The 24,961-nt window shown below is 63.0% G+C and carries 21 protein-coding genes; 16 read left to right on the top strand and 5 right to left on the bottom strand.

The window, feature by feature from the left end:
* Positions 1–122 precede the first annotated feature (122 nt).
* Positions 123–2,969, top strand: a complete 2,847-nt coding sequence (rapA, locus tag J4D52_RS13715) for an RNA polymerase-associated protein RapA (protein WP_025806749.1) — start codon at positions 123–125, stop codon at positions 2,967–2,969.
* 162 nt (positions 2,970–3,131) lie between these two features.
* On the opposite strand, the gene J4D52_RS13720 is transcribed toward rapA, so the two are convergent.
* Positions 3,132–4,478, bottom strand: coding sequence for an MFS transporter (locus J4D52_RS13720; protein ID WP_025806748.1), 1,347 nt, complete (start codon positions 4,476–4,478; stop codon positions 3,132–3,134).
* Positions 4,479–4,817: 339 nt separating this feature from the next.
* Here J4D52_RS13720 and J4D52_RS13725 point away from each other — a divergent pair, with 339 nt between their 5' ends.
* Together J4D52_RS13725 and J4D52_RS13730 are read left to right on the top strand one after the other, a co-directional pair.
* Positions 4,818–5,177 carry a YkgJ family cysteine cluster protein gene (locus J4D52_RS13725; protein WP_025806747.1) on the top strand — a complete coding sequence of 120 codons (360 nt, stop codon included), beginning with the start codon at positions 4,818–4,820 and terminating at the stop codon, positions 5,175–5,177.
* A 144-nt stretch (positions 5,178–5,321) separates the two neighbouring features.
* Positions 5,322–7,610, top strand: coding sequence for a bifunctional diguanylate cyclase/phosphodiesterase (locus tag J4D52_RS13730; RefSeq protein ID WP_102676754.1), 2,289 nt, complete (start codon positions 5,322–5,324; stop codon positions 7,608–7,610).
* Here J4D52_RS13730 and J4D52_RS13735 read toward each other — a convergent pair.
* Positions 7,501–8,397, bottom strand: coding sequence for an NAD(P)-dependent oxidoreductase (locus J4D52_RS13735; RefSeq protein ID WP_102676755.1), 897 nt, complete (start codon positions 8,395–8,397; stop codon positions 7,501–7,503). The genes J4D52_RS13730 and J4D52_RS13735 overlap by 110 nt on opposite strands.
* A 192-nt stretch (positions 8,398–8,589) precedes the next feature.
* On the opposite strand from J4D52_RS13735, the gene J4D52_RS13740 reads away from it, so the two are divergent.
* Positions 8,590–10,773 carry a hypothetical protein gene (locus tag J4D52_RS13740; RefSeq protein WP_102676756.1) on the top strand — a complete coding sequence of 728 codons (2,184 nt, stop codon included), beginning with the start codon at positions 8,590–8,592 and terminating at the stop codon, positions 10,771–10,773.
* 269 nt (positions 10,774–11,042) lie between these two features.
* Here J4D52_RS13740 and J4D52_RS13745 read toward each other — a convergent pair whose 3' ends face one another.
* On the bottom strand, positions 11,043–11,354 hold the full coding sequence (locus J4D52_RS13745) for a DUF2288 domain-containing protein (protein ID WP_025806743.1): 312 nt from the start codon (positions 11,352–11,354) through the stop codon (positions 11,043–11,045).
* Between the two features lie 339 nt (positions 11,355–11,693).
* On the opposite strand from J4D52_RS13745, the gene J4D52_RS13750 reads away from it, so the two are divergent.
* The 9 genes from J4D52_RS13750 to J4D52_RS13790 all read left to right on the top strand — a co-directional run bounded on the left by J4D52_RS13750 (position 11,694) and on the right by J4D52_RS13790 (position 19,468).
* Positions 11,694–12,821: a branched-chain amino acid ABC transporter substrate-binding protein gene (locus J4D52_RS13750; RefSeq protein ID WP_025806742.1), complete on the top strand. Its 1,128-nt coding sequence runs from the start codon at positions 11,694–11,696 to the stop codon at positions 12,819–12,821.
* A 231-nt stretch (positions 12,822–13,052) separates the two neighbouring features.
* On the top strand, positions 13,053–13,976 hold the full coding sequence (gene livH / locus J4D52_RS13755) for a high-affinity branched-chain amino acid ABC transporter permease LivH (protein WP_007926616.1): 924 nt from the start codon (positions 13,053–13,055) through the stop codon (positions 13,974–13,976).
* Entirely contained in the window at positions 13,973–15,229 is a 1,257-nt protein-coding gene (locus J4D52_RS13760) for a high-affinity branched-chain amino acid ABC transporter permease LivM (RefSeq protein ID WP_025806741.1), read from the top strand. The genes livH and J4D52_RS13760 overlap by 4 nt, the downstream gene beginning before the upstream one ends.
* Entirely contained in the window at positions 15,226–15,993 is a 768-nt protein-coding gene (gene livG, locus J4D52_RS13765) for a high-affinity branched-chain amino acid ABC transporter ATP-binding protein LivG (protein ID WP_007926620.1), read from the top strand. The genes J4D52_RS13760 and livG overlap by 4 nt, the downstream gene beginning before the upstream one ends.
* On the top strand, positions 15,994–16,695 hold the full coding sequence (locus tag J4D52_RS13770; protein WP_007926621.1) for an ABC transporter ATP-binding protein: 702 nt from the start codon (positions 15,994–15,996) through the stop codon (positions 16,693–16,695).
* A gap of 281 nt (positions 16,696–16,976) precedes the next feature.
* Positions 16,977–17,282 (top strand): DUF2282 domain-containing protein, encoded by a 306-nt coding sequence (locus tag J4D52_RS13775; protein WP_009047384.1) that lies wholly within the window; start codon positions 16,977–16,979, stop codon positions 17,280–17,282.
* A gap of 28 nt (positions 17,283–17,310) precedes the next feature.
* Entirely contained in the window at positions 17,311–18,195 is an 885-nt protein-coding gene (locus tag J4D52_RS13780) for a DUF692 domain-containing protein (protein WP_230589667.1), read from the top strand.
* Positions 18,192–18,962 (top strand): DUF2063 domain-containing protein, encoded by a 771-nt coding sequence (locus J4D52_RS13785; protein ID WP_025806739.1) that lies wholly within the window; start codon positions 18,192–18,194, stop codon positions 18,960–18,962. The genes J4D52_RS13780 and J4D52_RS13785 overlap by 4 nt, the downstream gene beginning before the upstream one ends.
* A gap of 2 nt (positions 18,963–18,964) precedes the next feature.
* Positions 18,965–19,468 carry a DoxX family protein gene (locus J4D52_RS13790; RefSeq protein WP_025806738.1) on the top strand — a complete coding sequence of 168 codons (504 nt, stop codon included), beginning with the start codon at positions 18,965–18,967 and terminating at the stop codon, positions 19,466–19,468.
* A gap of 125 nt (positions 19,469–19,593) precedes the next feature.
* On the opposite strand, the gene J4D52_RS13795 is transcribed toward J4D52_RS13790, so the two are convergent.
* The gene (locus J4D52_RS13795) at positions 19,594–20,502 is read right to left on the bottom strand and encodes a LysR family transcriptional regulator (protein WP_025806737.1); all 909 of its coding nucleotides are present in this window, start codon (positions 20,500–20,502) and stop codon (positions 19,594–19,596) included.
* 106 nt (positions 20,503–20,608) lie between these two features.
* On the opposite strand from J4D52_RS13795, the gene J4D52_RS13800 reads away from it, so the two are divergent.
* The 3 genes from J4D52_RS13800 to J4D52_RS13810 all read left to right on the top strand — a co-directional run bounded on the left by J4D52_RS13800 (position 20,609) and on the right by J4D52_RS13810 (position 23,800).
* The gene (locus tag J4D52_RS13800; RefSeq protein ID WP_102676758.1) at positions 20,609–21,208 is read left to right on the top strand and encodes a short chain dehydrogenase; all 600 of its coding nucleotides are present in this window, start codon (positions 20,609–20,611) and stop codon (positions 21,206–21,208) included.
* A 184-nt stretch (positions 21,209–21,392) separates the two neighbouring features.
* Positions 21,393–22,076 (top strand): COG3650 family protein, encoded by a 684-nt coding sequence (locus tag J4D52_RS13805; protein WP_025806735.1) that lies wholly within the window; start codon positions 21,393–21,395, stop codon positions 22,074–22,076.
* Positions 22,077–22,186: 110 nt separating this feature from the next.
* Positions 22,187–23,800 (top strand): NAD(P)/FAD-dependent oxidoreductase, encoded by a 1,614-nt coding sequence (locus J4D52_RS13810; protein ID WP_102676759.1) that lies wholly within the window; start codon positions 22,187–22,189, stop codon positions 23,798–23,800.
* Positions 23,801–23,866: 66 nt separating this feature from the next.
* On the opposite strand, the gene J4D52_RS13815 is transcribed toward J4D52_RS13810, so the two are convergent.
* Entirely contained in the window at positions 23,867–24,961 is a 1,095-nt protein-coding gene (locus tag J4D52_RS13815; RefSeq protein ID WP_063428729.1) for a PLP-dependent cysteine synthase family protein, read from the bottom strand.

Genomic DNA, 24,961 nt, shown 5'->3' on the forward strand with positions numbered 1-24,961 from the left:
GAGCCCCGACAAATGCGCCCGATACGCTACCTTCCAGCGTAGTTGTTTTTGTTAGAGTCCTTTGGCCTGAGGGCGCCGATCCGTTAACATAGTCGGCTTTTTCAAGGCGGGAGTCAGGCAGCATGGCGCAGCAGTATCAACCGGGGCAACGCTGGATTAGTGACAGCGAAGCCGAGCTAGGTCTAGGCACCGTTCTGGCACAGGACGGCCGCTTGCTGACCGTGCTCTATCCGGCCACTGGCGACACTCGCCAGTATGCGCTACGGAATGCGCCCCTCACTCGCGTGAGGTTTTCCCCGGGTGACACCATCACCCACTTCGAAGGCTGGAAAATGACCGTGCGCGAAGTCGACGACGTCGACGGCCTGCTGGTCTACCACGGCCTCAACGGGCAGAACGAAGTCGTTACCCTGCCGGAAACCCAACTCTCGAACTTCATCCAGTTCCGTCTGGCCAGCGACCGTCTGTTCGCCGGACAGATCGACCCGCTGGCCTGGTTCTCCCTGCGTTACCACACCCTGGAACACACCAGCCGCCAGCTGCAATCGTCGCTGTGGGGCCTGGGTGGCGTACGCGCCCAGCCTATCGCCCACCAGTTGCACATTGCCCGTGAAGTCGCCGACCGTATCGCGCCGCGGGTTCTCCTGGCGGACGAAGTGGGCCTGGGCAAGACCATCGAAGCCGGCCTGGTGATCCATCGCCAGCTGCTGTCGGGCCGCGCCAGCCGCGTGCTGATCCTGGTCCCGGAAAACCTGCAACACCAGTGGCTGGTGGAAATGCGCCGGCGCTTCAACCTGCAGGTCGCGCTGTTCGACGAAGAACGTTTTATCGAAAGCGATGCCGCCAACCCCTTCGAGGACACCCAGCTCGCCCTGGTGGCCCTGGAATGGCTGGTGGACGACGAGAAGGCCCAGGACGCGCTGTTCGCCGCCGGCTGGGACCTGATGGTGGTCGACGAAGCCCACCACCTGGTGTGGCACGAAGACCAGGTCAGCCCGGAATACGCGCTGGTGGAACAGCTGGCCGAGGTGATCCCGGGTGTCCTGCTGCTCACCGCCACCCCGGAACAGCTGGGCCAGGACAGCCACTTCGCCCGCCTGCGCCTGCTCGACCCGAACCGTTTCCACGACCTGGCCGCCTTCCGCGCCGAGAGCGAAAACTATCGCCCGGTGGCCGAAGCCGTGCAGGAGCTGCTGGATAAAGGTCGCCTGTCGCCAGAAGCGCACAAGACCATCCACGGTTTCCTCGGCAACGAAGGCGAAGCCCTGCTCGCCGCCGTCAACGAGGGCGACAGCGAGGCCAGCGCGCGCCTGGTGCGCGAGCTGCTGGACCGCCACGGCACCGGCCGCGTGCTGTTCCGCAACACCCGTGCCGCGGTGCAAGGCTTCCCCGAGCGCAAGCTGCACCCATACCCGCTGCCATGCCCGGACGAATACCTGGAACTGCCGCTGGGCGAACACGCCGAGCTGTACCCGGAAGTCAGCTTCCAGGCCCAGCCGGACGCCAGCGAAGAAGAGCGCTGGTGGAAATTCGACCCGCGCGTCGAATGGCTGATCGACCAGCTGAAGATGCTCAAGCGCACCAAGGTCCTGGTGATCTGCGCCCACGCGGAAACCGCCATGGACCTGGAAGACGCCCTGCGCGTGCGTTCCGGCATCCCGGCCACGGTGTTCCACGAGGGCATGAACATCCTCGAGCGCGACCGCGCCGCCGCCTACTTCGCCGACGAAGAGTTCGGCGCCCAGGTGCTGATCTGCTCGGAAATCGGCAGTGAAGGTCGCAACTTCCAGTTCGCCCACCACCTGGTGCTGTTCGATCTGCCGTCACACCCGGACCTGCTGGAGCAGCGGATCGGCCGTCTCGACCGGATCGGCCAGAAACACGTGATCGAACTGCATGTGCCGTATCTGGAAACCAGCCCGCAAGAGCGCCTGTTCCAGTGGTACCACGAAGCGCTGAATGCCTTCCTCAATACCTGCCCGACCGGCAACGCCCTGCAGCATCAGTTCGGCCCACGCCTGCTGCCGCTGCTGGAAGAAGCCGACGACGGCGAGTGGCAAGCGCTGATCGACGAAGCGCGCACCGAGCGCGAGCGTCTGGAAGACGAGTTGCACACCGGTCGCGACCGTCTGCTGGAACTCAACTCCGGCGGCGCTGGCGAAGGCGATGCGCTGGTGGAAGCGATCCTCGAACAGGACGATCAGTTCGCCCTGCCGATCTACATGGAAACCCTGTTCGACGCCTTCGGCATCGACAGCGAAGACCATTCGGACAACGCGCTGATCCTCAAGCCGAGCGAAAAAATGCTCGACGCCAGCTTCCCGCTGGGCGACGACGAAGGCGTGACCATCACCTACGACCGCAACCAGGCGCTGTCTCGCGAAGACATGCAGTTCATCACCTGGGAACACCCGATGGTGCAAGGCGGCATGGACCTGGTGCTGTCCGGCTCCATGGGCAACACCGCCGTGGCGCTGATCAAGAACAAGGCGCTGAAACCCGGCACCGTGTTGCTGGAACTGCTGTACGTCAGCGAGGTGGTAGCACCGCGTTCGCTGCAGTTGGGCCGTTACCTGCCACCGGCTGCCCTGCGCTGCCTGCTGGACGCCAACGGCAACGACCTGTCGGCGCGCGTCGCCTTCGAGACCCTCAACGACCAGCTGGAAAGCGTGCCACGGGCCAGCGCCAACAAGTTCATCCAGGCCCAGCGCGACCAACTGACGCCGAAGATCAACGCCGGTGAAGCGAAGATCGCCCCGCGTCACGCCGAGCGCGTGGCCGAGGCGCAACGTCGCCTGGCCGCCGACACCGACGAAGAACTGGCGCGCCTGACCGCGTTGCAAGCGGTCAACCCGACCGTGCGCGACAGCGAGCTGGTGGCCCTGCGCCAACAACGCGAACAAGGCCTGGCCATGCTTGAGAAAGCGGCGCTGCGCCTGGAAGCGATCCGGGTACTGGTGGCGGGCTGATCCCCTGCTCTCCCGGTAAATGAAAAAGGCCCGCACAATGCGGGCCTTTTTTTATTTGTTTCTGTAGGAGCGAGGCTTGCCCGCGATGGGAGCAACCCGTTCTATCTGGCACACCGCGTCATCGTTCATCGCGGGTAAGCCTCGCTCCTACAAAGCACCTGTTCAAGCGGCCACCGCCGCTCCCGCTGGCTCGCCCGGCACCAACCCGTCCTTCATGCGCTGTGCATCGCGCACAAAGCAGCGCGAAGCCAGGAACAGGAACAGCATGGTCAGCAGCAACGCCACCGGGATCAGGTACATGGCGTCATGCAGGCCAACCGCCTTGAACGCCTCGGTCATCTGCTCGGCCCCGGCGGCGTACATCGCCGCATGGGCGAAGTGATCGGACAGCGCCCCCACCACCACCGGCCCCAGGCCACCGCCCAACAGATACAGGCCAGCGAAGAACAGCGCCATGGCCGTGGCGCGCAAGCGTGGTTCGACCACATCCTGGATCGCCGTGTAAACGCAGGTATAGAAGTTGTAGGCAAACAGCCAGCCGACACTGAACACCGCGACGAACACCCCAATCTCGATGCGCCCGGCATGCAGGGCCCAGGCGGTGCACAGGGTCGAGACCAGCATGCTGAAGGCGGCGAACAACAACCGGCCGTTGGCGACACGCTGGTGAATCTTGTCGGCGACCCAACCGCCCAGGGTCAGCCCGAACAGGCCGGTCACCCCGACTATCACCCCGGTCGCCACCGCGGCGTCCTGCAAGGGCATCAGGAAATAACGCTGCAGCATCGGCACCAGGAACGAGTTGCAGGCGTAGGTAGCGAAGTTGAAGGTCAGCCCGGCCAGCACCAGCCAGAGAAAGGTCGGGATCGCCAGCACCCGGCGGATCGGCCGGTCGACGCGCTCCTGGGAGACCTTCACCGTCTCCGCCGCCCCACGCTTGGGCTCCTTGATGAAGAACATGAACACCGCTAGCAACAGGCCCGGTACCGCGGCGATAAAGAAGGGTGCGCGCCAGCTGTCGAAGGCCTTGACCATGGCGCCGATGGTGAAGAACGCCAGTAACAGGCCCAAGGGCAGGCCGAGCATGAAGATGCCCATGGCCCGGGCCCGGCGATGGGCCGGGAACAGGTCGCCGATCAGCGAGTTGGCGGCCGGCGCATAGCTGGCTTCGCCGATGCCGACGCCCATGCGCACGATCAGGAAACTCCAGAAACTGCCCACCAGGCCGTTGACCGCGGTCAGCCCGCTCCACACCGCCAGGCCCCAGCCCATGAGCTTGCTGCGCGAGCCGGTATCGGCCATGCGTCCCAGGGGCAGGCCGGCAATGGCATAGACGATGGTGAAGGCGGTGCCGATGATGCCGATCTGGAAGTCGCTCAGGTGCCATTCCATGCGGATCGGCTCGATGATGATGGCCGGAATGGTGCGATCGAAGAAGTTGAACAGGTTAGCCAGGAACAACAGGAACAGAATGCGCCAGGCATTCGCCGCTTGGGTCGAGTTCTGCATGGGTCGGTCTCATTTATTGTTATTCGGCCAGACGCAACCGAGCCTGGAAGTTGCAATCTAGTCAGCCCCGCCGCGGTTGTCTGTAATGATTCGTAAGTCTGATATCAGGTAATCCGAAGCGTGGTTCGTCGACCGCGCTCGACGGCTGCCCAAACAGCGCCAGCGCCCCCGCCGAAACCGCCGAAAGTCCCCGGGTACCGGGGCTAAAGCCCGATTTTTCAAGGGCTTGCACAGGGCCTGAAAAATACCTCGCGCGCCCCCTTCCCAAGGCCGTTGCGAAGCCTAGAATAGCGGCCTTGCTGCCCCCCCTCATCAACCTCCTCCCCTTTGAATACGCCCATGTCCGAAGCCAGTCCGTGTCTGAATTGCGGTGCCTGCTGTTCACACTTTCGTGTGTCTTTTTTCTGGGGTGAATGCGCCTCTTCCGGCGGTACGGTCCCCGACGATCTGGTGGCGTCCATCAGCCCCAGCCGGGTCGCCATGCTCGGGACCGATTGCAAGCCGACCCGCTGCACCGCGCTGACCGGCGAAGTCGGAAAGGAAGTCAGCTGTTCGATCTATCACCAGCGCTCCAGCACCTGCCGCGAGTTCGAGGCGTCCTGGGAAAATGGCCAACAGAACGTCGATTGCGACGCCGCGCGCGCGGCATTCGGGCTCGCGCCCCTGGAGCCGACGCAGTACTTCGAACAGAGCGCTTAGCTCGATTGGCTATGAATTGAATTCCGAAATCATTTAAGTCAATTTGCCACCATCGCTCCCGGCCTTGCCTCGGCTTCCTATACTCAGTCCCATTGGCCAGCCACCCAGGGCTGGCCCTGGATGACTCAAGAAACGGGGCATGCGATGGAATGGCTTGGTCTGCATTTTTTTACCGAGCTCCCCGAAGGCGGGCAGGTATTACTCACCTGCAATCACAACCCCGTGCTGGTGATCCTCGCCTATCTGGTGGCCTGCGCCGGTAGCTTCGCCACCCTGGACATGGCCGAACGGGTGCGCCACGTCGACCTGGCAGCGGCCCAGCAACGCTGGCGCTGGGTCGGCGCCTTCTGCCTGGCCGGCGGCATCTGGGCCATGCACTTCATCGGCATGCTGGCGCTGCAGATCCCCATCGAAACCCATTACGACCTGCCCATGACCCTGGTGTCACTGCTGATCGCGGTGATTGCATCCTGGCTGGCGATGAAGACCCTCAGCCATGCCCAATTGCAGCTGTGGCGCTACCTGCTGGCGTCGATCTGGATCGGCCTGGGCATCTGCACCATGCATTATGTCGGCATGGCGGCCATGCGCTCGCAAGCCACGGCCTACTACCAGCCCGACCTCTTCGGTCTGTCGATTGCCATCGCCATCAGCGCGAGCCTGGTCGCCTTGCTCTTGTCCCGCTACCTGAGCAATGGCAGCGGCATGCTCCACCAGTTGCTCAAATATGCGTCCAGCCTGCTGTTGGGGGGTGGCATAGTCGCCATGCATTTCACCGGCATGTGGGCGTTGAAACTGGTGATGCCAGCGGCGGGCACGCCCTCGATCGCGGTGGACGACAACCCCTTGCAACTGGGCCTGACCATCGCCGTCATCGCCCTGTTGATCATCGGCAGTAGCATCAGCGCGGCCCTGGCGGACAAGAAACTCCAGCACAAGGAACAGGACCTGCGCCGGGTCAACACCTTACTGAGCCAGCTGGACCAGGCCCGGGTGGCGCTGCAACAGGTGGCGCATTACGACGCCCTGACCAATCTGATCAATCGTCGCGGCTTCAATCAGCTGTTCGCCGAAAAGCTCATCGAAAAGACTGTGCAGGGCGGCATGCTGGCGGTGATGTTCCTCGATATCGATCACTTCAAGCGGATCAACGACAGCCTCGGCCACGATGCCGGCGACGAACTGTTGAAGGTGATTGCCGGCCATATCAAAAGCTCCACCCGCAGCCATGAAGACGTGGTGGCGCGTTTCGGCGGAGACGAGTTCTGCATCCTCATGAGCCTGAACGACCGCGACGAAGCCCAGCACATGGCGCAACGCATCATGAGCAAGATGAAAGAACCCATCGAACTGGCAGGACGGCGCATGGTGATGACCACCAGCATCGGCATCAGCGTCTTTCCCGACGATGGCAAGACCAGCGAAGAGCTGCTCAAGCATGCCGACCTAGCGCTCTACCAATCCAAGGGCAGCGGTCGCAACAGCCTGCATTTCTTCAGCGCCAACCTGAAGACCCGGGCCAGCCTGGAACTGCAACTGGAGGAAGAATTGCGCAACGCCCTGCGCAGCGAAGCCGGATTGACCCTGTATTACCAACCCATCTACGACCTGAGCAGCCGCAAGGTCAGCAAGCTCGAAGCGCTGGTGCGCTGGCGGCATCCGTTGCACGGGCTGCTGGCCCCGGATCGCTTCATCGGGATCGCCGAAGCCAACGGGCTGATTGCCGAACTGGACAACTGGGTCCTGCGCAAGGCCTGCGAGGACCTGGCCGCCCTGTCCCGCCACGGCTTTGCCGAGCTGAAAATCGCAGTGAACTGCTCGGCCCTGAACCTGGCCCGGGAAGAGCTGGCCGAGGAGATCGCCAACGCCCTGAGCAGCGCCGGTGTCGCGCCCCAGCGCCTGGAACTGGAAGTCACGGAAAACGCCCTGATGGGTAACATCGACAGCACCGTGGCCCTGTTGCGACAGATCCGCAATCTCGGCGTTTCGCTGTCGATCGACGACTTCGGTACCGGTTACTCGTCCCTCGCCTACCTCAAGCGCCTGCCGCTCAACACCCTGAAGATCGACCGCTCGTTCATCCAGGACGTGCCCCAGTCGACCCAGGACAAGGAGATCGTCCAGGCGATCATCGTCATGGCCCATACCCTGCACTTGCAGGTGGTGACCGAAGGCGTCGAGAGCGAGCAGCAGTACGAGTTCCTCGCCCAGTACGGCTGCGACTTCATCCAGGGCTACCTGCTCAGCCGTGCGATGCCCCTGGAAGAGCTGCCCGGGATGATCGACGAGATCGAGCAGCGAATGCTGCCCGCCGTCGGCGCGGTCAGCCCTCTGACGCCGGTTCGCGATACAGGCGGATCAGGGTCGCGGGATCCTGCTCCAGATAGCCCTGGCCGCCATGCAGGCGCATCAGTTGTGCGGCCAATCCGCTGATCGGCGTGGCCGAGCCCTGCTCGCGAGAAAACTTCACCGCACCATCCAGATCCTTGAGCAGGGTGCGCACATGCCATTTGATCGGTTCGAAGCGGCTTTCGGCCATCTGCGGGGCAAGGATCTGCAGCGGCCTGGAATCGGCAAAACCACCGGCCAGCGCCTCGGCCAGCAATGACGCATCGACCCCGGAACGTTCGGCCAGCGCCACCACTTCGGCGATCACCAGCGCATTGCAGGCGACGATCATCTGGTTGCAGGCCTTGGTCACCTGGCCGGCGCCGACGCCGCCCATATGGGTCACCCGCTGCCCCAGGTTGAGCAGGATCGGCCGAACCCTTTCGATATCCGCCGCCTCGCCACCGACCATGATCGCCAGGCTGCCGGCCTCGGCACCGGGCGTGCCGCCGGACACCGGGGCATCGACCCAGCCCATGCCGGTGCTGCTCGCCAGCTGCGCGGCCATTTCCCGGGTAGCGGTCGGTTCCAGGCTGGAGAGATCCACCAGCAACTGGCCGGCCCGAGCTCCCTGGGCGATACCCTCGGCACCGAACACCACCTCGCGCACCACCTCGGTGTTGGCCAGGCACAGCAGCACCAGGTCCGCCGCCTCGCACAGCCGGGCCGGGGTCTCGGCCAGTCGCGCACCCGCTTCCAGCAGTGGCGTGCATTTTTCCCGGTTGCGGTTCCACACCACCAGGGGATAACCCGCCGCCAGCAGACGGCGACACATGGGCAAGCCCATCAGGCCAATACCGGCGAACCCGAGGGTGGGTAACGTTGCCATCATCTTGCCTCCTTTTGATTAAAGATCACCGAAAACTGGCCGATTCATCTGAACTTAGGAAAGGATTCCCCCTAGCGGCCATCAGACTTATCCCTATCGCTAGGGCCAATATCGCACTGTAAAGTCGCGAGACCCCACTTGATGGCTCTTTGATATCTTGTCACCGAGCCGACCAGTCCAGGCACACGGCGCACAATGACTTCTAAAAACAATTCTGCCAACGCAGTATCCGAACTGACGCTGACCCCGGGCAGCCAGAGCTTTTCAGATTCGAAGCCATTGTCCAGCTCGCGCCCTCAGGCGCCCCAGCAGTACCTCTACTTCACCGAAACCAACACCGACCGCATCCTCGACAACCTCGACGGCCTGCGCGACTCGGTATTCCCCTGCGCGCCGCACCTGGAGGACGAACTCGAGGCGCGTCGCGAGCAGGAGTTTCCCTCGGTCTGTCTGATCGGCCTGGGCCGCTGCGGGTCGAACATCGCCCTGGATGTGGCGGAGCTGGTGTACAACGCCCGCAAGTTCTACCTCAACGAGTTCAACAACGACGACAAGGCCTATGCCGACAAGGGCTACAGCCCCGCCCAGTGGATCCGCCACAACCTGCGCCTGGGCCAGAACAAGGCGAGCAAACCGGTGTTCCTGGTCGAGCCGCTGGTAATGCTGGGCGACCTGGACAAGGACATCGCCGGGCGCATCCGCTTCTCGCGCAAGGGCGAAAAGAGCGGCTTCATCCGCGACTACAGCAAGATGAAGATCATGGACCTCTCGGAAGTCCATGCCGGCGGCGCCGGTAACGCGCCGATCCTCGGCCAGTACCTGGCCAAGATCATCCTCAACAAGGACACCCAGCGCTTCTCCAGCCCCGACTGGAAAATGATCCACTCGTACCTGATCGACTCCTGCGGCATCAAGGCCAACCAGTCGCGCCTGTACTTCTCGATCTTCAGCGCCGGCGGCGGTACCGGTTCGGGCATGGCCTCGGAGTTCGGCCTGGCCCAGCAGTACTCGTACATGAACAAGACGTTCGACACCAAGCCGATCGACGAGCACGACAGCAAGAGCGGCCATTCCTTCGTCTTCGAGCCGATCTTCACCAGCGGTATCTGCGTACTGCCGAATATCTCCGACCACCGCAGCGAAATGTCCGAAGCCTTGCACATCAACGCCGGACGCCTGCTGTGCAAATACCTGTCGGAAGAATGGGACTTCTCCTACAACTTCGATAACGAAGACAGCAGCGAAGCCAGCGTCATGGGGCGCATCCGCCCATGGAACGCGATGATGCTGATCTCCAACGACATCATGCGTTATGCCGAAGAAAGCGATGACGGCAACATCCAGAACATCGACGTCAACGCCATGGAGAAGCACGCCAACCAGTACATCTCCCAGCAGATCTTCAACATCCTCACCGCCCAGGCGGTGACCACCGACTACGACCAGAACTACTTCCGCCGCGCCGGCATCGACATCGGCGAGACCATCCGCCTGGATGCCAACGACCTGTTCATGAGCCTGGCCGGCCCGGTGGCGATCGCCTATGCCGAGTCCGTGGTCCCGGAAACCCCGGTGCCGACCGGCGACAAGTTCAAGGTGTTCGAGAAAGAGCCGCAGCGCCTGAACATCGACGACCTGTTCTTCCGCTCCATCGACCTGCCGCACTTCAACAAGGTGACCCAGGCTATCGAGGGCATCAGCCTGCTGCCGATCGAGTCCAAGCGCTACCGCGCGGCGCTGGAGCAATACAAGGCTTCCGGTTACGACGCGGCCGCGCTGCACGACCTGCACTTCTTCAAGAACTGCTCGTCGGTGGTGTCGATCGTCTCCCTGCCGAAGGACTACAAGCTGTCGTACATGGACCTGAACCGGCTCAAGACCCACCTCAACAGCCTGTTCCCCAACACCACCCTCAAGCGTTACGCCCTGGTGATCGGCGCCTCGGCCAACCTCTCGCTGACCACCCTGATCGCCAAGAGCCCGTGCCTGTCGGACGACTTCCTGACCCTGATCGTGGCCTTTATCAAGCGTTGCTTTGCCCGCAACCCGTACCGCTTCGACGAGACCCTGGACAACTCGATCCTCGATTTCATCGTCAGCGAGGAGTTCGATGAAAGCCGCATCGACGAGCTGCTCAACGAGTTCGAGAACCCGGCGAAGATCCTCGATACCAACTGGTACGCGATCAAGCCGATGTACGAGAAGAAGTACCGCGAGCTGATCAACGACAAGGACAAGTTCGTCTCGATCAACGACATCCGCCTGTCCCGCGATTGCGTGAAGAAAGCCATCAAGTACCTGCGCGAGATCTATCGCCACCGCATCGGCAAGACCAAGGTCATCTCGCTGAACAACCATACGGGGCGGACGGCTTACTGACCGCCTGTCGCCCCTGTAGGTGCCGCCGGTCGATGGCTTTCGCCAGCGTCCGACCGACGGCTCCTGCAAGGGCGATATATAGAAGGAAGGCAGTCTCCAGAAACAATCAGGCCGCCCTCAGGCGGCCTTGAAAACTGTTCCCATTCCGCTTACGTCACCGTCAGCCTGAAACGGGTGGGGCCTTTCTCCACGGGCAACTTGCCATCACCGTGATCGCGGTTACTCGGCTACACACTTTCAGCCGGAAAAGCCAAGCACCATTTTGGTGCTCAACCTTCGGCCTGCGCCCTTTCCTGGACCAGAATCCACGGCGAAACCACCACCGCCCACAGCAGCGGATCACGCTCCACCAGATCCAGCGCCCGCGTTGCAGACACCTTGCCCACCTTCTCGGCGGCCAGCCAGGCAGAGACTTTCTCGGCCTGGTTGTCGGCCATGGCCTCGGCCGCCTCGATCAAATCCAGGCTGGCGTCGACCCACAATAGGGCACCCTTGGCGAAGAACGGCTCCAGCTCCTTCCAGGTAATAGATGCGGTTTCACCAAGCAGCTTGGCATAGAGGGTGCTAGGTTCTTGAGTCATGGGCCTGTCCCGAAAAGAAATCGGCGCAATGATAACGTCGGTGCTCTGGCAGACAAACCCGGTTGCAATTGCGTCAACGATAGAGAAGTGCAGGAGAGCCAAGGATTGCTCGCTGAATACGGTCAAAACCCCGCCGCGATTCTGTCTTTTTCTTTCAATAAAGCGACACCCCCTGATTTTGCCCCCTGGCGCCAGCTTCCCAGGCTAACAATCGGCGCTCTACACTGTACCGGTACAGTTGCCGGGGGCATTTTCCGGGGATATCCAAGAGATATCTGACCCGGTTCTGCTGCTACGGCGCCAGGACTATAAAAATTACAACAGTAAGAGTGGAGCACTATGAATAAGGCTACTAAGCAGATTTCCAAACTGTTTGCCGCTATGGTTCTGGCCGGAGTCGCCAGCCATTCGTTCGCAGCTGACACCATCAAGATCGGCATCGCCGGCCCCAAGACCGGCCCTGTAGCCCAGTACGGCGACATGCAGTTCAGTGGCGCCAAAATGGCCATCGAACAAATCAACGCCAAGGGCGGCGTCGATGGCAAGCAGCTCCAGGCCGTTGAATACGATGATGCCTGCGATCCGAAACAAGCCGTCGCCGTAGCCAACAAAGTCGTCAACGACGGCGTCAAGTTCGTGATCGGTCACCTGTGCTCCAGCTCCACTCAACCGGCTTCGGACATCTACGAAGACGAAGGCGTGGTCATGATCACCCCCGCCGCCACCAGCCCGGACATCACCACCCGTGGTTACAAGATGGTGTTCCGCACCATCGGCCTGGACAGCGCCCAGGGCCCTGCCGCCGGCAACTACATCGCCGACCACGTGAAACCGAAAATCGTTGCCGTGCTGCACGACAAGCAGCAATACGGTGAAGGCATCGCCACCGCCGTTAAACAGACCCTCGAGAAGAAAGGCACCAAGGTTGCCGTGTTCGAAGGCATCAACGCCGGCGACAAAGACTTCTCCTCGATGATCGCCAAGCTCAAGCAAGCCAACGTCGACTTCGTCTACTACGGCGGCTACCACCCGGAGCTGGGCCTGATCCTGCGCCAGGCCCAGGAAAAAGGCCTGAAGGCCAAGTTCATGGGTCCGGAAGGCGTGGGTAACGACTCCATTTCGCAGATCGCCAAGGACGCGTCCGAAGGCCTGCTGGTGACCCTGCCGAAATCCTTCGACCAGGATCCGGCCAACGTGGCCCTGGCAGATGCGTTCAAGGCCAAGAAAGAAGACCCGAGCGGTCCGTTCGTGTTCCCTTCCTACTCCGCGGTTGAAGTCATTGCCGGCGGTATCACCGCCGCCAAGAGCGAAGACCCGACCAAAGTGGCCGAAGCCATCCACGCCGGTACTTTCAAGACCCCCACTGGCGACCTGAGCTTCGACGCCAAGGGCGACCTGAAAGACTTCAAGTTCGTGGTCTACGAGTGGCACTTCGGCAAACCTAAAACCGAAGTCTCGCCTCAATAAGGCCCTGTCTGACTGACTGCCAATAAAGCCCACGGCGTGCCGTGGGCTTTGTTTTACGAACGTATTGGGCCTGTTTTCCGTGATCCGGGAGCCCGCCCACCTGAAAATCTCAAAACCGTCATCAGCGGTTCGCTGGCAAAACCTGACCCGAAGTGGATGCAGATCCACGGGGCGCAGGCGGGAAAATGACTCCACCAGTGAAATGCGTATCAGGTTTTTAGGAGCGCTGTAATGCCTGACCTCTATCACTTTTTCCAACAGCTGGTTAACGGTCTCACCGTTGGCAGCACGTATGCCCTGATCGCCATCGGCTATACGATGGTTTACGGCATCATTGGAATGATCAACTTCGCCCACGGCGAGGTGTACATGATCGGTTCCTATGTGGCGTTCATCGCCATCGCAGGCCTGACCATGATGGGACTCGACAGTGTCCCGCTGTTGATGACCGCGGCCTTCATCGCGACCATCGTCGTTACCAGTGCCTACGGCTACAGCATCGAACGGATCGCCTACCGCCCCCTGCGCGGCAGCAACCGTCTGATCCCGCTGATCTCGGCCATCGGCATGTCGATCTTCCTGCAGAACACGGTTCTGCTGGCGCAGGACTCCAAGGACAAATCCATCCCCAACCTGATCCCGGGCAACTTCTCCATCGGGCCAGGTGGCGCACATGAAGTGCTGATCTCCTACATGCAAATCGTGGTGTTCGTGGTGACGCTGATCGCCATGCTCGGCCTGACCCTGTTCATCTCCCGTTCCCGCCTGGGCCGCGCCTGCCGTGCCTGCGCCGAGGACATCAAGATGGCCAACCTGCTGGGTATCAACACCAACAACATCATCGCCCTGACCTTCGTGATCGGTGCCGCGCTGGCGGCGATCGCGGCCGTGCTGCTGAGCATGCAATACGGCGTGATCAACCCCAACGCCGGCTTCCTGGTCGGTCTCAAGGCCTTCACCGCCGCGGTACTGGGCGGCATCGGCAGCATTCCGGGCGCCATGCTGGGCGGCCTGGTACTTGGGGTGGCGGAAGCCTTCGGTGCCGATATCTTCGGCGACCAGTACAAGGACGTCGTGGCGTTCGGCCTGCTGGTTCTGGTGTTGTTGTTCCGGCCAACCGGCCTGCTGGGCCGTCCGGAGGTTGAGAAAGTATGACTAGGAATCTTCGACAGGCGTTCTTCAGCGCCTTGCTGGTGTGGGCTGTCGCCTACCCGATACTCGGTTTGAAACTGACCATCGTCGGCATCAACCTGGAAGTCCATGGCACCAGCCCCACCACGCTGACCATCATCGCCCTGTGTTCGGTGCTGATGTTCCTGCGGGTGCTGTTCGACCATCAGATCAGCGCGGCCTGGAAGTCCTCGCCCAACATGCCGGTGATCCCGGCCAAGGCCAGTAACTTCCTGACCCTGCCGACCACCCAGCGCTGGATCATCATTGCGCTGATCATCGGTGCGTTTATCTGGCCGTTCTTCGGCTCCCGCGGCGCGGTGGATATCGCCACCCTGGTGCTGATCTACGTGATGCTCGGCCTGGGCCTGAACATCGTGGTCGGCCTGGCCGGCCTGCTGGACCTGGGGTACGTCGGCTTCTACGCCGTGGGCGCCTACAGCTACGCGCTGCTGTCGCACTACTACGGGTTGAGCTTCTGGATCTGCCTGCCTATCGCCGGCCTGATGGCAGCCACTTTCGGCTTCCTGCTGGGCTTCCCGGTATTGCGCCTGCGCGGTGACTACCTGGCGATCGTGACCCTGGGCTTCGGTGAAATCATCCGCTTGTTCCTGCGCAACCTGACCGACCTCACCGGTGGTCCGAACGGCATCAGCAACATCGATAAACCGACGTTCTTCGGCTTGTCCTTCGAACGCCGGGCCGCCGAGGGCATGCAGACCTTCCACGAGTACTTCGGCATCGAATACAACTCGATCAACAAGGTGATCTTCCTTTACCTGGTCGCGCTGTTGCTGGCGCTGTTCGCCCTGTTCGTCATCAACCGCTTGCTGCGCATGCCCCTGGGGCGTGCCTGGGAAGCCCTGCGTGAAGACGAAATCGCCTGCCGTGCACTGGGCCTGAACCCGACCGTGATCAAGCTGTCGGCCTTCACCCTGGGTGCCTGCTTCGCCGGTTTCGCCGGCAGCTTCTTCGCTGCGCGCCAGGGCCTGGTGACGCCGGAGTCCTTCACCTTCATCGAGTCCGCGACCATCCTCGCCATCGTGGTGCTGGGCGGCATGGGCTCGCAGTTGGGCGTGGTCCTTGCGGCCACCGTGATGATCCTGCTGCCTGAACTGATGCGTGAATTCAGCGAATACCGCATGTTGATGTTCGGCGCCATGATGGTGCTGATGATGATCTGGCGTCCTCAAGGCCTGCTGCCCATGCAACGTCCTCACATGGAGCTGCGCAAATGAGCCGTGAGATCCTGAAAGTAACGGGCCTGAGCATGCGCTTCGGCGGCCTGCTGGCGGTCAACGGCGTAGCCCTGACCGTCAAAGAGAAACAAGTGGTATCGATGATCGGCCCGAACGGCGCCGGCAAGACCACGGTGTTCAACTGCCTGACCGGTTTCTACCAGCCCACCGCCGGCAGCATCCTGCTGGACGGCGAGCCGATCCAGGGCCTGCCCGGCCACAAGATCGCCCTCAAGGGCGTGGTACGCACCTTCCAGAACGTGCGGCTGTTCAAGGACATGACCGCGGTCGAGAACCTGTTGATCGCCCAGCACCGTCACCTGAACACCAACTTCCTGGCCGGCCTGTTCAAGACCCCGGCGTTCCGCAAGAGCGAGCGCGAGGCCATGGAATACGCCGAGTACTGGCTGGAAAAGGTCAACCTCAAGGAGTTCGCCAACCGTCCCGCCGGTACCCTGGCCTACGGTCAGCAACGGCGCCTGGAAATCGCCCGCTGCATGATGACCCGTCCGCGGATCCTCATGCTCGACGAACCGGCCGCCGGACTCAACCCGAGGGAAACCGAAGACCTCAAGGCGCTGATCGGCGTGCTGCGCGAAGAGCACAACGCCACGGTGCTGCTGATCGAACACGACATGAAGCTGGTCATGAGCATTTCCGACCACATCGTCGTGATCAACCAGGGCACGCCCCTGGCCGACGGCACGCCGGAACAGATCCGCGACAATCCTGAAGTGATCAAAGCCTACCTGGGGGAAGCGTAAATGCTGCAGTTCGAAAACGTTTCCACCTTCTACGGCAAGATCCAGGCGCTGCACAGCGTCAACGTCGAGATCCGCCAGGGCGAGATCGTCACCTTGATCGGCGCCAACGGCGCCGGCAAATCCACCCTGCTGATGACCCTCTGCGGTTCGCCGCAGGCCCACAGCGGCAGCATCCGTTACCTGGGTGAGGAACTGGTGGGGCAGACCTCCGCGCAGATCATGCGCAAGAGCATTGCCGTGGTGCCGGAAGGTCGTCGGGTCTTCGCCCGCCTGACCGTGGAGGAGAACCTCGCCATGGGCGGGTTCTTCACCGACAAGGGCGATTACCAGGAGCAGATGGACAAGGTCCTGGGCCTGTTCCCGCGCCTCAAGGAACGCTTCAACCAGCGCGGCGGCACCATGTCCGGCGGCGAGCAGCAGATGCTCGCCATCGGCCGTGCGCTGATGAGCAAGCCCAAGCTGTTGCTGCTCGACGAACCGTCCCTGGGCCTGGCGCCGATCATCATCCAGCAGATCTTCGACATCATCGAACAGCTGCGCCGTGACGGCGTGACGGTGTTCCTGGTGGAGCAGAACGCCAACCAGGCGCTGAAGATCGCTGACCGTGCCTATGTTCTGGAGAACGGCCGGGTGGTGATGCAAGGCACCGGCGAAGCCCTGCTGACCGACCCCAAGGTGCGCGAAGCCTATCTGGGCGGCTAAGCACCTGCTGCAACAAAGAACGGCCCTTCAGGGCCGTTTTTTTCGCCTGGAAATCGCGGGCAAGCCTCGCTCCTACAAACCCGCGCGCCCCGCCCCTGTAGGAGCCAGGCTTGCCGGCGATGCAGGCGCCACGACCTCCCGGACTGACTCCCGAGGCAGGCAAACCTCGCACCGCTGAATATTTTTCAGCGCTCGCTGTAACAAACCCCATCGACCTTTCTCTAGAGGGATAAGCAGGCACACATGCCTGCCTTCCCCAATACCTTTTCTGGAGAAACACCATGACCGCTACCACTCGCACCCTGTCCGCCGCCGCCCTGGCCCTGGCCCTCGGTTCTGCCTTGAGCATGGCCGCGCTGCCGACCACCGCCCAGGCCGCCGACGACATGGAGAAATGCTTTGGCGTCGCCATGAAAGGCAAGAACGATTGCGCGGCAGGCGCGGGCACCACCTGTGCCGGTACCGCCAAAGTCGACCACCAGGCCAACGCCTGGAAGCTGGTTCCTAAAGGCACCTGCGAGAAAACCGCCAGCAGCACCTCGCCTACCGGTTTCGGCCAGCTGCAAGCCTACAAAGCCAAGTCGTAAGCTACCTGCCTGAGTGTCGATGATGAACATGGCCGTACCACTCCCCCTCCATCCCGCCACTCAGGCGACCGCCTCCAGCCTGCCGCAACGCGCCGGGCTGGGGCTCAAGACCGAGCATTTTCGCCAGGTCCTGAGGGAACAGCCCGATATCGGTTTCTTTGAAGTCCATGCGGAAAACTACATGGTCGCCGGCGGGCCGTTCCATCACTACCTGGGGCTGATCCGCGAGCAGTATCCGCTGTCGCTGCACGGCGTCGGCCTGTCGATCGGCGCCGAAGGTCCGCTGGACCAACAGCACCTGAAACGCCTGGCCGTGCTGATCGAGCGTTATCAACCCCAATCCTTTTCCGAACACCTGGCCTGGTCCAGCCATGGCCCGGTGTTTCTCAATGACCTGCTGCCCCTGGCCTATGACCGGCCGACCCTGAACCGTGTCTGCGAACACATCGACCAGGTGCAGAGCACATTGCGCCGCCCCATGCTGCTGGAGAACCCGGCGACCTACCTGGAGTTTCGCCAGTCGAGCATGGACGAGGCCGAATTCATCCGCGAGGTGATAGGCCGCACCGGCTGCGGCCTGTTGCTGGACGTGAACAATGTCTACGTGTCGTGCATCAACCACCGACGCGACCCGCTGGCCTATATCGATGCCCTGCCGTTGCACGCGGTGGGCGAGATTCACCTGGCCGGGTTTGCCGAAGACAGCGACAGCCTGGGCGACCGCTTGCTGATCGACGATCACGGCGCGCCGATCGACAACGCCGTGTGGGCGCTTTACCTGCGGCTGCTGGAGCGGATCGGACCGACCGCGACCCTGATCGAGCGCGACAACCAGGTGCCGGCGTTTTCCGTGCTGCACGCCGAGGTGCGCCAGGCGGATGAGCTGCTGCAATGCGCCAGGAGGCTACCGTGAACACGCAAGCCAGCTTCGCCAGCGCCCTGCTCGACCCCGACCAGCCCTGCCCCGCGGGCCTGTACTGCGGCAACGGCGCCGACCCGGCCAGCCGCTTCGCGGTGTACCGCAACAATGTGCAGAGTTCGCTGATCAACGCCCTGGCCGACGCCTATCCGGTGGTGGCGCAACTGGTGGGCGATGAGTTCTTCCGGGCCATGGCCGCGCTCTATGTCAGGAACTTCCCGCCCACCAGCGCCGTACTCAGCGACTATGGCTATGACTTCGCCGACTTCATCGACGGTTTCCCACCCGCCGCCGGCCTGCCTTACCTGGCCGATGTCGCGTGCCTGGAACGCCTGCGGGTCACGGCCTATCACGCCGCCGACGCCTGCCCGGTACAACCGCAGCAGATCGCCGCGGCCATGGCCGAGCCTGCAACCCTGGGGCAATTGCGCCTGGAACTGCACCCTTCGCTCGGCCTCCTGGAATCGGCCCACCCGGTGGTCGCCCTATGGGCCGCCCACCAGGGCGATGGCGACTGGCAGGCGATCGACCTGCAGCAAGGACAAAACGCCCTGGTACTGCGTCACGACCTGGAGGTCGAGGTGTTCGCCATCGACGCCGGAGTCGCCTGCTTCATCCACAGCCTGCACCACTCACAACCGCTGCAAGTCGCCGCGGCCAATGCCTTGGCGGCCGATCCGACATTCGATCCAAGCCAGGCCCTGGCGCTGTTGATCGGTCGCGGCGCCATCACTCGCCTGTCCCCCCATTCCGAGGTCTGAACATGCACACCCACTGCACCAAACACTACACGCTCGCCCACGGGATGAACCGGCTCATCCAGCTGCTGGAGCGTATTCCCCACAGCCTGATCGCCTTTATCGCGCGCTTCTCCATCGCCGCGGTGTTCTGGAAATCCGGCCAGACCAAGGTCGAGGGCCTGGCCATCGATCTGTTCTCCGGGACGTTCGAGCTCGGCATGCCACGCCTGGCCGATTCGACCATTCCCTTGTTCCAGAGCGAGTACCGGGTACCGCTGCTCTCCCCCGAACTGGCCGCGCACCTGGCGGCATTCGCCGAGCATCTGTTCCCGCTGCTGCTGCTGGTCGGTTTCGCCACACGCTTCTCGGCCCTGGCGCTGCTGGGCATGACCCTGACCATCCAGCTGTTCGTCTACCCCGATGCCTACCCGACCCACGGCACCTGGGCGGCGGTCCTGCTGTACCTGATGGCCCGCGGCCCCGGCAAGTTATCCATCGACCACCTGATCGCCCGCCGCTACCGCTAGCCGCTCCCCGATCCTGTAGGAGCGCAGCTTGCGCGCGATGAAGGATAACGCGGTTTTTCAGACAGTCCGCGGCGCCGCCATCGCGAGCAAGCTTCGCTCCTACAGATCCGCGGGGAGATTGACGGTTACAGGCGATCCAGCGCTTCGCCGCTGCGCTTGAACCAGCCAATCAGATAATCGGCCAGGACCTGGGTGCGCCTGGGCAATCCGCCCTGATACGGGTGCACCAGGTACATTGGCATGCTGCGAGTCTGGTAGTCGCGCAGCAGCCCGCGCAAACGTCCGTCGGCCAGTTCCGCCTGCAACAGGTAGGACGGCAGCCGGGCGATCCCCGCGCCCACCAGCGCGGCCTTTTTCAGCAGGTTGTAGTGATTGCTGGCGAAAGGCCCCGACACCCGTACCCGCAACAATTCATGCTGCTGGTGATAGAGCCACTCCTCACGACCGCTGTAGTGGCTGTTGAGCAGGCAACGATGCTCGGCCAGGTCCCTGGGGGTTCGCGGCTCGCCATACTGTTCCAGGTAGGCCGGGCTGGCGCAGGTCATCTCGTGCCAGGCCAGCAGCGGCCTGGCCACCAAACGCTGATCGTTGGCCACTTCCGAGCGGATCGCCAGGTCGAAACCGTCCCGGGTCAGGTCGCGGTAGTTGTTATTCAGCTCCAGCTCGATCTGCACCTCGGGATACTGCCGGGAAAACTCCAGCAACAGGCCGTCGAAGAAGGTCTCCCCCAGGGACACCGGCACCGTCAGCCGCACCGGCCCGGCCATGTCGTCCCTGAGCCGCGCCAGGGCCTGGCGCGCCCGCTCGACCTGGACCAGCAGCGCCTGGGCCTGGGGCAACAAGGCGGCGCCCGCCGCGGTCAGGCTCAAGCGCCGCGTGGTGCGCTGCAACAGCACGACCGAGAACTGCGCCTCCAGGGCGCTGATGCGCTTGGACAATTGCCCCTTGCTGCAGCCCAGTTGCTGGGCGGCCAGGGTGAAACTGCCGGCCTCGATCAGCACGGCGAATGCCGCCAGGTCATCCATCTCGCTCATGGATTGTTTCCAATTGAAAACCAAAGGTTGCCTATTAGTGCGCTAATCAACAGGAAAAACCAGCACTAGACTGCAACCTCGTTCAACCCACGCGAGGAACCACAGCATGAAAATTCTTCTGATCGGCGCCAACGGCACCATAGGTTCAGCGGTCGACAAAGAGCTGTCGCAACGTCATGAAGTCATCCGCATTGGCCGCACCAGCGGTGATTTCCGGGTGGATATCAGCGACAACGCCTCGATCCGCGCACTCTTCGAGCAAACCGGCAAATTCGATGCGCTGATCTGCGCCGCGGGCAATGTCAGCTTCGCGCCACTGGGCGAGATGAACGCACAGCACTTCGCCCTGGGCCTGCAGGACAAGCTGATGGGCCAGGTCAACCTGCTGCTGATCGGCCGCGAGTTCGCCAACGACGGTGCCTCGTTCACCCTCACCTCCGGCATCCTCAACCGCGACCCGATCCGCAGCGGCGCCTCGGCAGCCCTGGTCAACGGCGCCATCGACGGCTTTGTCCGCGCCGCCGCCATCGAGCTGCCACGCGGCCTGCGGGTGAACTCGGTAAGCCCGACCGTGCTGGTGGAAGCCATGGACAGCTACGCCCCGTACTTCCGTGGCTACAAACCGGTTCCCGGCGCCGACGTGGCCCTGGCCTACGCCAAGAGCGTGGAAGGTCTGCAGACCGGCCAGACTTTTATCGTCGGCTGAACTCCGCACGCCTTTTGTAGGAGCAGCCGGTCGACGCTCGATTGCTCGCGATAGCGCTGCACCAGGCACACCGCGCCGCCTGCATCGCCGGCAAGCCTCGCTCCTACAGAAACGCGATTGGATCCGGGGTTGTGATGAACGGCCGGGCTGCGTAACGTGGCGGCACTTGATTGGAGACCCGACGATGCGTGCCGCCCGTTCCCTTGTTTGTATTGCCCTGCTCCCTCTGTTTGCCGGTTGCCAGATGCTGTCGGTGTTCGATGGCCAGCCCCGGACGCAGTCCCAGGCCGGCCAGACCCGCATGCAGGGCACACTGACCGCCGCCAACGGCCAACTGCTGTTCAAGCCTTGTGTCGGCGAGCAGCGCTATGTGGTCAAGGACAACGGTGGCACCAGCATCCTCCAGGAAGCCGCCAGCCTGGCCGACCAGCAGGGCACGCTGTTCGCCGACCTGCGTGGGCATTTCTCCCCGAGCAAGGCCGGTGGCGCCGACAGTGAAGTGGCGCTGAGCCAGCTGTATCGCGTCGAACGCTCGAACGATGCCTGCGGCGATCCCGACTTCCCGCGCCTGATCCTGCGGGCCAGCGGCAAGGCTCCGGACTGGAACGTCGATGTCAGCGCCAAGGGCATGCGCATCGAACGTGCCGGCCAGCCGGCACTGGCGCTGCCCTACCTGGAAGAGCAACTGGGCGACGGCCGTTTCAACCTCAGCAGCGAAGCCAACAACCGCCATGTCGAACTCTGGGTCGCGCCGCAGCGCTGCGTGGACAGCAAGACCGGCAGCGTGCAGCACCTGACCGCGGAACTGCGGGTCGATGGCCAGGTCCAGCGCGGTTGTGCCTATTTCGGTGGCTCGCGCAGCGACTGAGGCGACGGACAACCGTTTTAACCTCACGGGGTCCGGGCTTTGCGGCTTATAATCGCCGGTTTGTAAAACCGCCCTGACGCATTGGTGCGTCCCGCGAACCGGACCCTGTCATGTTACGAATCACCGAACTCAAGCTGCCGATCGACCATCCCGATGAAGACCTGCGCCCTGCCATCCTGCAGCGCCTGGGCATCGCCAGCGAGGACCTGCTCGACTTCACCCTGTTCAAGCGCAGCTACGATGCGCGCAAGAAGTCGTCCGAGCTGTGCTTCATCTACACCCTCGATCTGAACGTGCGTGACGAGGCCAAGCTGCTGCACAAGTTCGCCGACGACCGTAACGTCAACCCGGCGCCGGATGTCAGCTACAAGGTCGTCGGCCAGGCGCCCGCCGACCTGGAGCAACGCCCGGTTGTGGTGGGCTTCGGCCCCTGCGGGATTTTCGCAGGCCTGCTGCTGGCGCAGATGGGCTTCAAGCCGATCATCCTCGAGCGCGGCAAGGAAGTGCGCCAGCGCACGAAGGACACCTGGGGCCTGTGGCGCAAAAGCGTGCTCAACCCGGAATCCAACGTGCAGTTCGGCGAAGGCGGCGCGGGGACCTTCTCCGACGGCAAGCTGTACAGCCAGATCAAGGACCCGAAACACCACGGCCGCAAGGTCCTGCATGAGTTCGTCAAGGCCGGCGCGCCGGAAGAGATCCTCTACGTCAGCAAGCCGCACATCGGTACCTTCCGCCTGACCGGCGTGGTCGAGAATATGCGCCAGCAGATCATCGCCCTGGGCGGTGAAGTGCGCTTCGAGCAACGGGTGATCGACGTGCTGATCGAAGACGGCCAACTGGTCGGCGTCGAGCTCAACAGCGGCGAACAGATTCACTCGAAACACGTGATCCTGGCCCTCGGCCACAGCGCCCGCGACACCTTCCGCATGCTCCACGGCCGTGGCGTGTACATGGAAGCCAAGCCGTTCTCCGTGGGTTTCCGCATCGAACACCCGCAGTCGCTGATCGACAGCGCGCGCCTGGGCAAGTACGCCGGTCACCCGAAACTCGGCGCCGCCGACTACAAGCTGGTGCACCACGCGAAGAACGGCCGTTCGGTCTACAGCTTCTGCATGTGCCCGGGCGGCACCGTGGTAGCGGCGACCTCCGAGCCGAACCGCGTGGTCACCAACGGCATGAGCCAGTACTCGCGTAACGAGCGCAACGCCAACTCCGGCATCGTGGTCGGCATCACCCCGGAAGTGGATTACCCGGGCGGACCGCTGGCCGGTATCGAGCTGCAGGAGCGCCTGGAATCCCACGCCTTTATCCTCGGCGGCAGCAACTACGAAGCCCCGGCGCAACTGGTCGGCGACTTTATCGCCGGCAAGCCGTCCACCGCCCTGGGCAGCGTCGAGCCGTCCTACAAGCCGGGCGTCGCCCTGGGTGACCTGGCGCTGGCTCTGCCGGACTTCGCCATCGAGGCGATCCGCGAAGCGCTGCCGGCCTTCGAGCGGCAGATCAAGGGTTACTCCCTGCACGACGCGGTACTGACCGGGATCGAGACCCGCACCTCGTCGCCACTGCGCATTACCCGCGACGAATCGATGCAGAGCCTGAACGTGAAGGGCCTGTACCCGGCCGGTGAAGGCGCCGGTTATGCCGGCGGCATCCTGTCGGCCGGGGTCGACGGGATCCGCATCGCCGAAGCGGTGGCACGCAACATCCTCGGAATCGAGGCGTAAAAAAAGGCCCCTTTACAGGGGCCTTTTCACAAGCTGGCTCGCTCCCCTGGGAGCGGGCTTGCAGCCTCAGATGCCGGCGCGCAATACGCTGGCCGGCAACGGCTCGCCACGTTCCACGCTTGCCGCCACCGCCTCGATCAAGGCCGTCAACTGGTAACCCTGAGCAGTCAGCCAGTCCTGATCGTAATAGGTGGTTGCATAACGCTCGCCACCGTCACACAGGATGGCGACGATCGAACCACTCTCCCCGGCCTGTTTCATCTGCTGCGCCGCCATCAGCGCGCCGATCAGGTTGGTACCGCTGGAACCGCCCACCCGCCGTCCCAGGCGCTGCGCCAGGTAATGCATGGCCGCCAGCGACAGGGCATCCGGCACCTTGACCATCGCATCGATCACCTTGGGCAGGAACGACGCCTCGACCCGTGGCCGACCGATCCCTTCGATGCGCGAGCCGCAATCCAGGCGCAGGCTGGCGTCACCGCTCTGGTAGTAATCGAAGAACACCGAACGCTCGGCGTCGGCGCAGAGTACCCGGGTGCAATGCTGGCGATAGCGCACATAACGCCCCAGGGTGGCGGTGGTACCGCCGGTGCCCGGGCTGGAAATCAGCCATTTGGGCTCCGGGTAACGCTCGAAGCGCAGCTGCTGGAAGATCGACTCGGCGATGTTGTTGTTCGCCCGCCAGTCGGTGGCGCGCTCGGCGTAGGTGAACTGGTCCATGAAATGCCCGCCGCTCTCCCGGGCCAGGCGCTCCGACTCGGCGTAGATCTGCGTCGGGTCCTGCACCAGGTGGCTCTTGCCGCCGTAGAAGGCGATCTGCGCGATCTTTTCCTGGGACGTGGTGGCCGGCATCACCGCAATGAACGGCAAGCCCAGCAGGCGCGCGAAATAGGCTTCGGAAATCGCCGTCGAACCACTGGACGCCTCGATCACTGGCGCCCCGGGCTTGAGCCAGCCATTACACAGCGCATAGAGGAACAACGAACGCGCCAGGCGATGCTTGAGGCTGCCGGTGGGATGGCTGGACTCGTCCTTGAAATACAGCTCGATGCCCGGCAGGCCGGGCAAAGGCAAGGGAATCAGGTGGGTGTCGGCGCTGCGCTGGAAGTCGGCTTCGATGATCCGGATGGCCTCGCGGGCCCACTGACGGTTGTCGCTCAT

Origin of the sequence: Pseudomonas sp. GW460-12-10-14-TSB1, from assembly GCF_017349775.1 — a bacterium.
Classification (GTDB): Bacteria; Pseudomonadota; Gammaproteobacteria; order Pseudomonadales; family Pseudomonadaceae; genus Aquipseudomonas; species Aquipseudomonas piscium.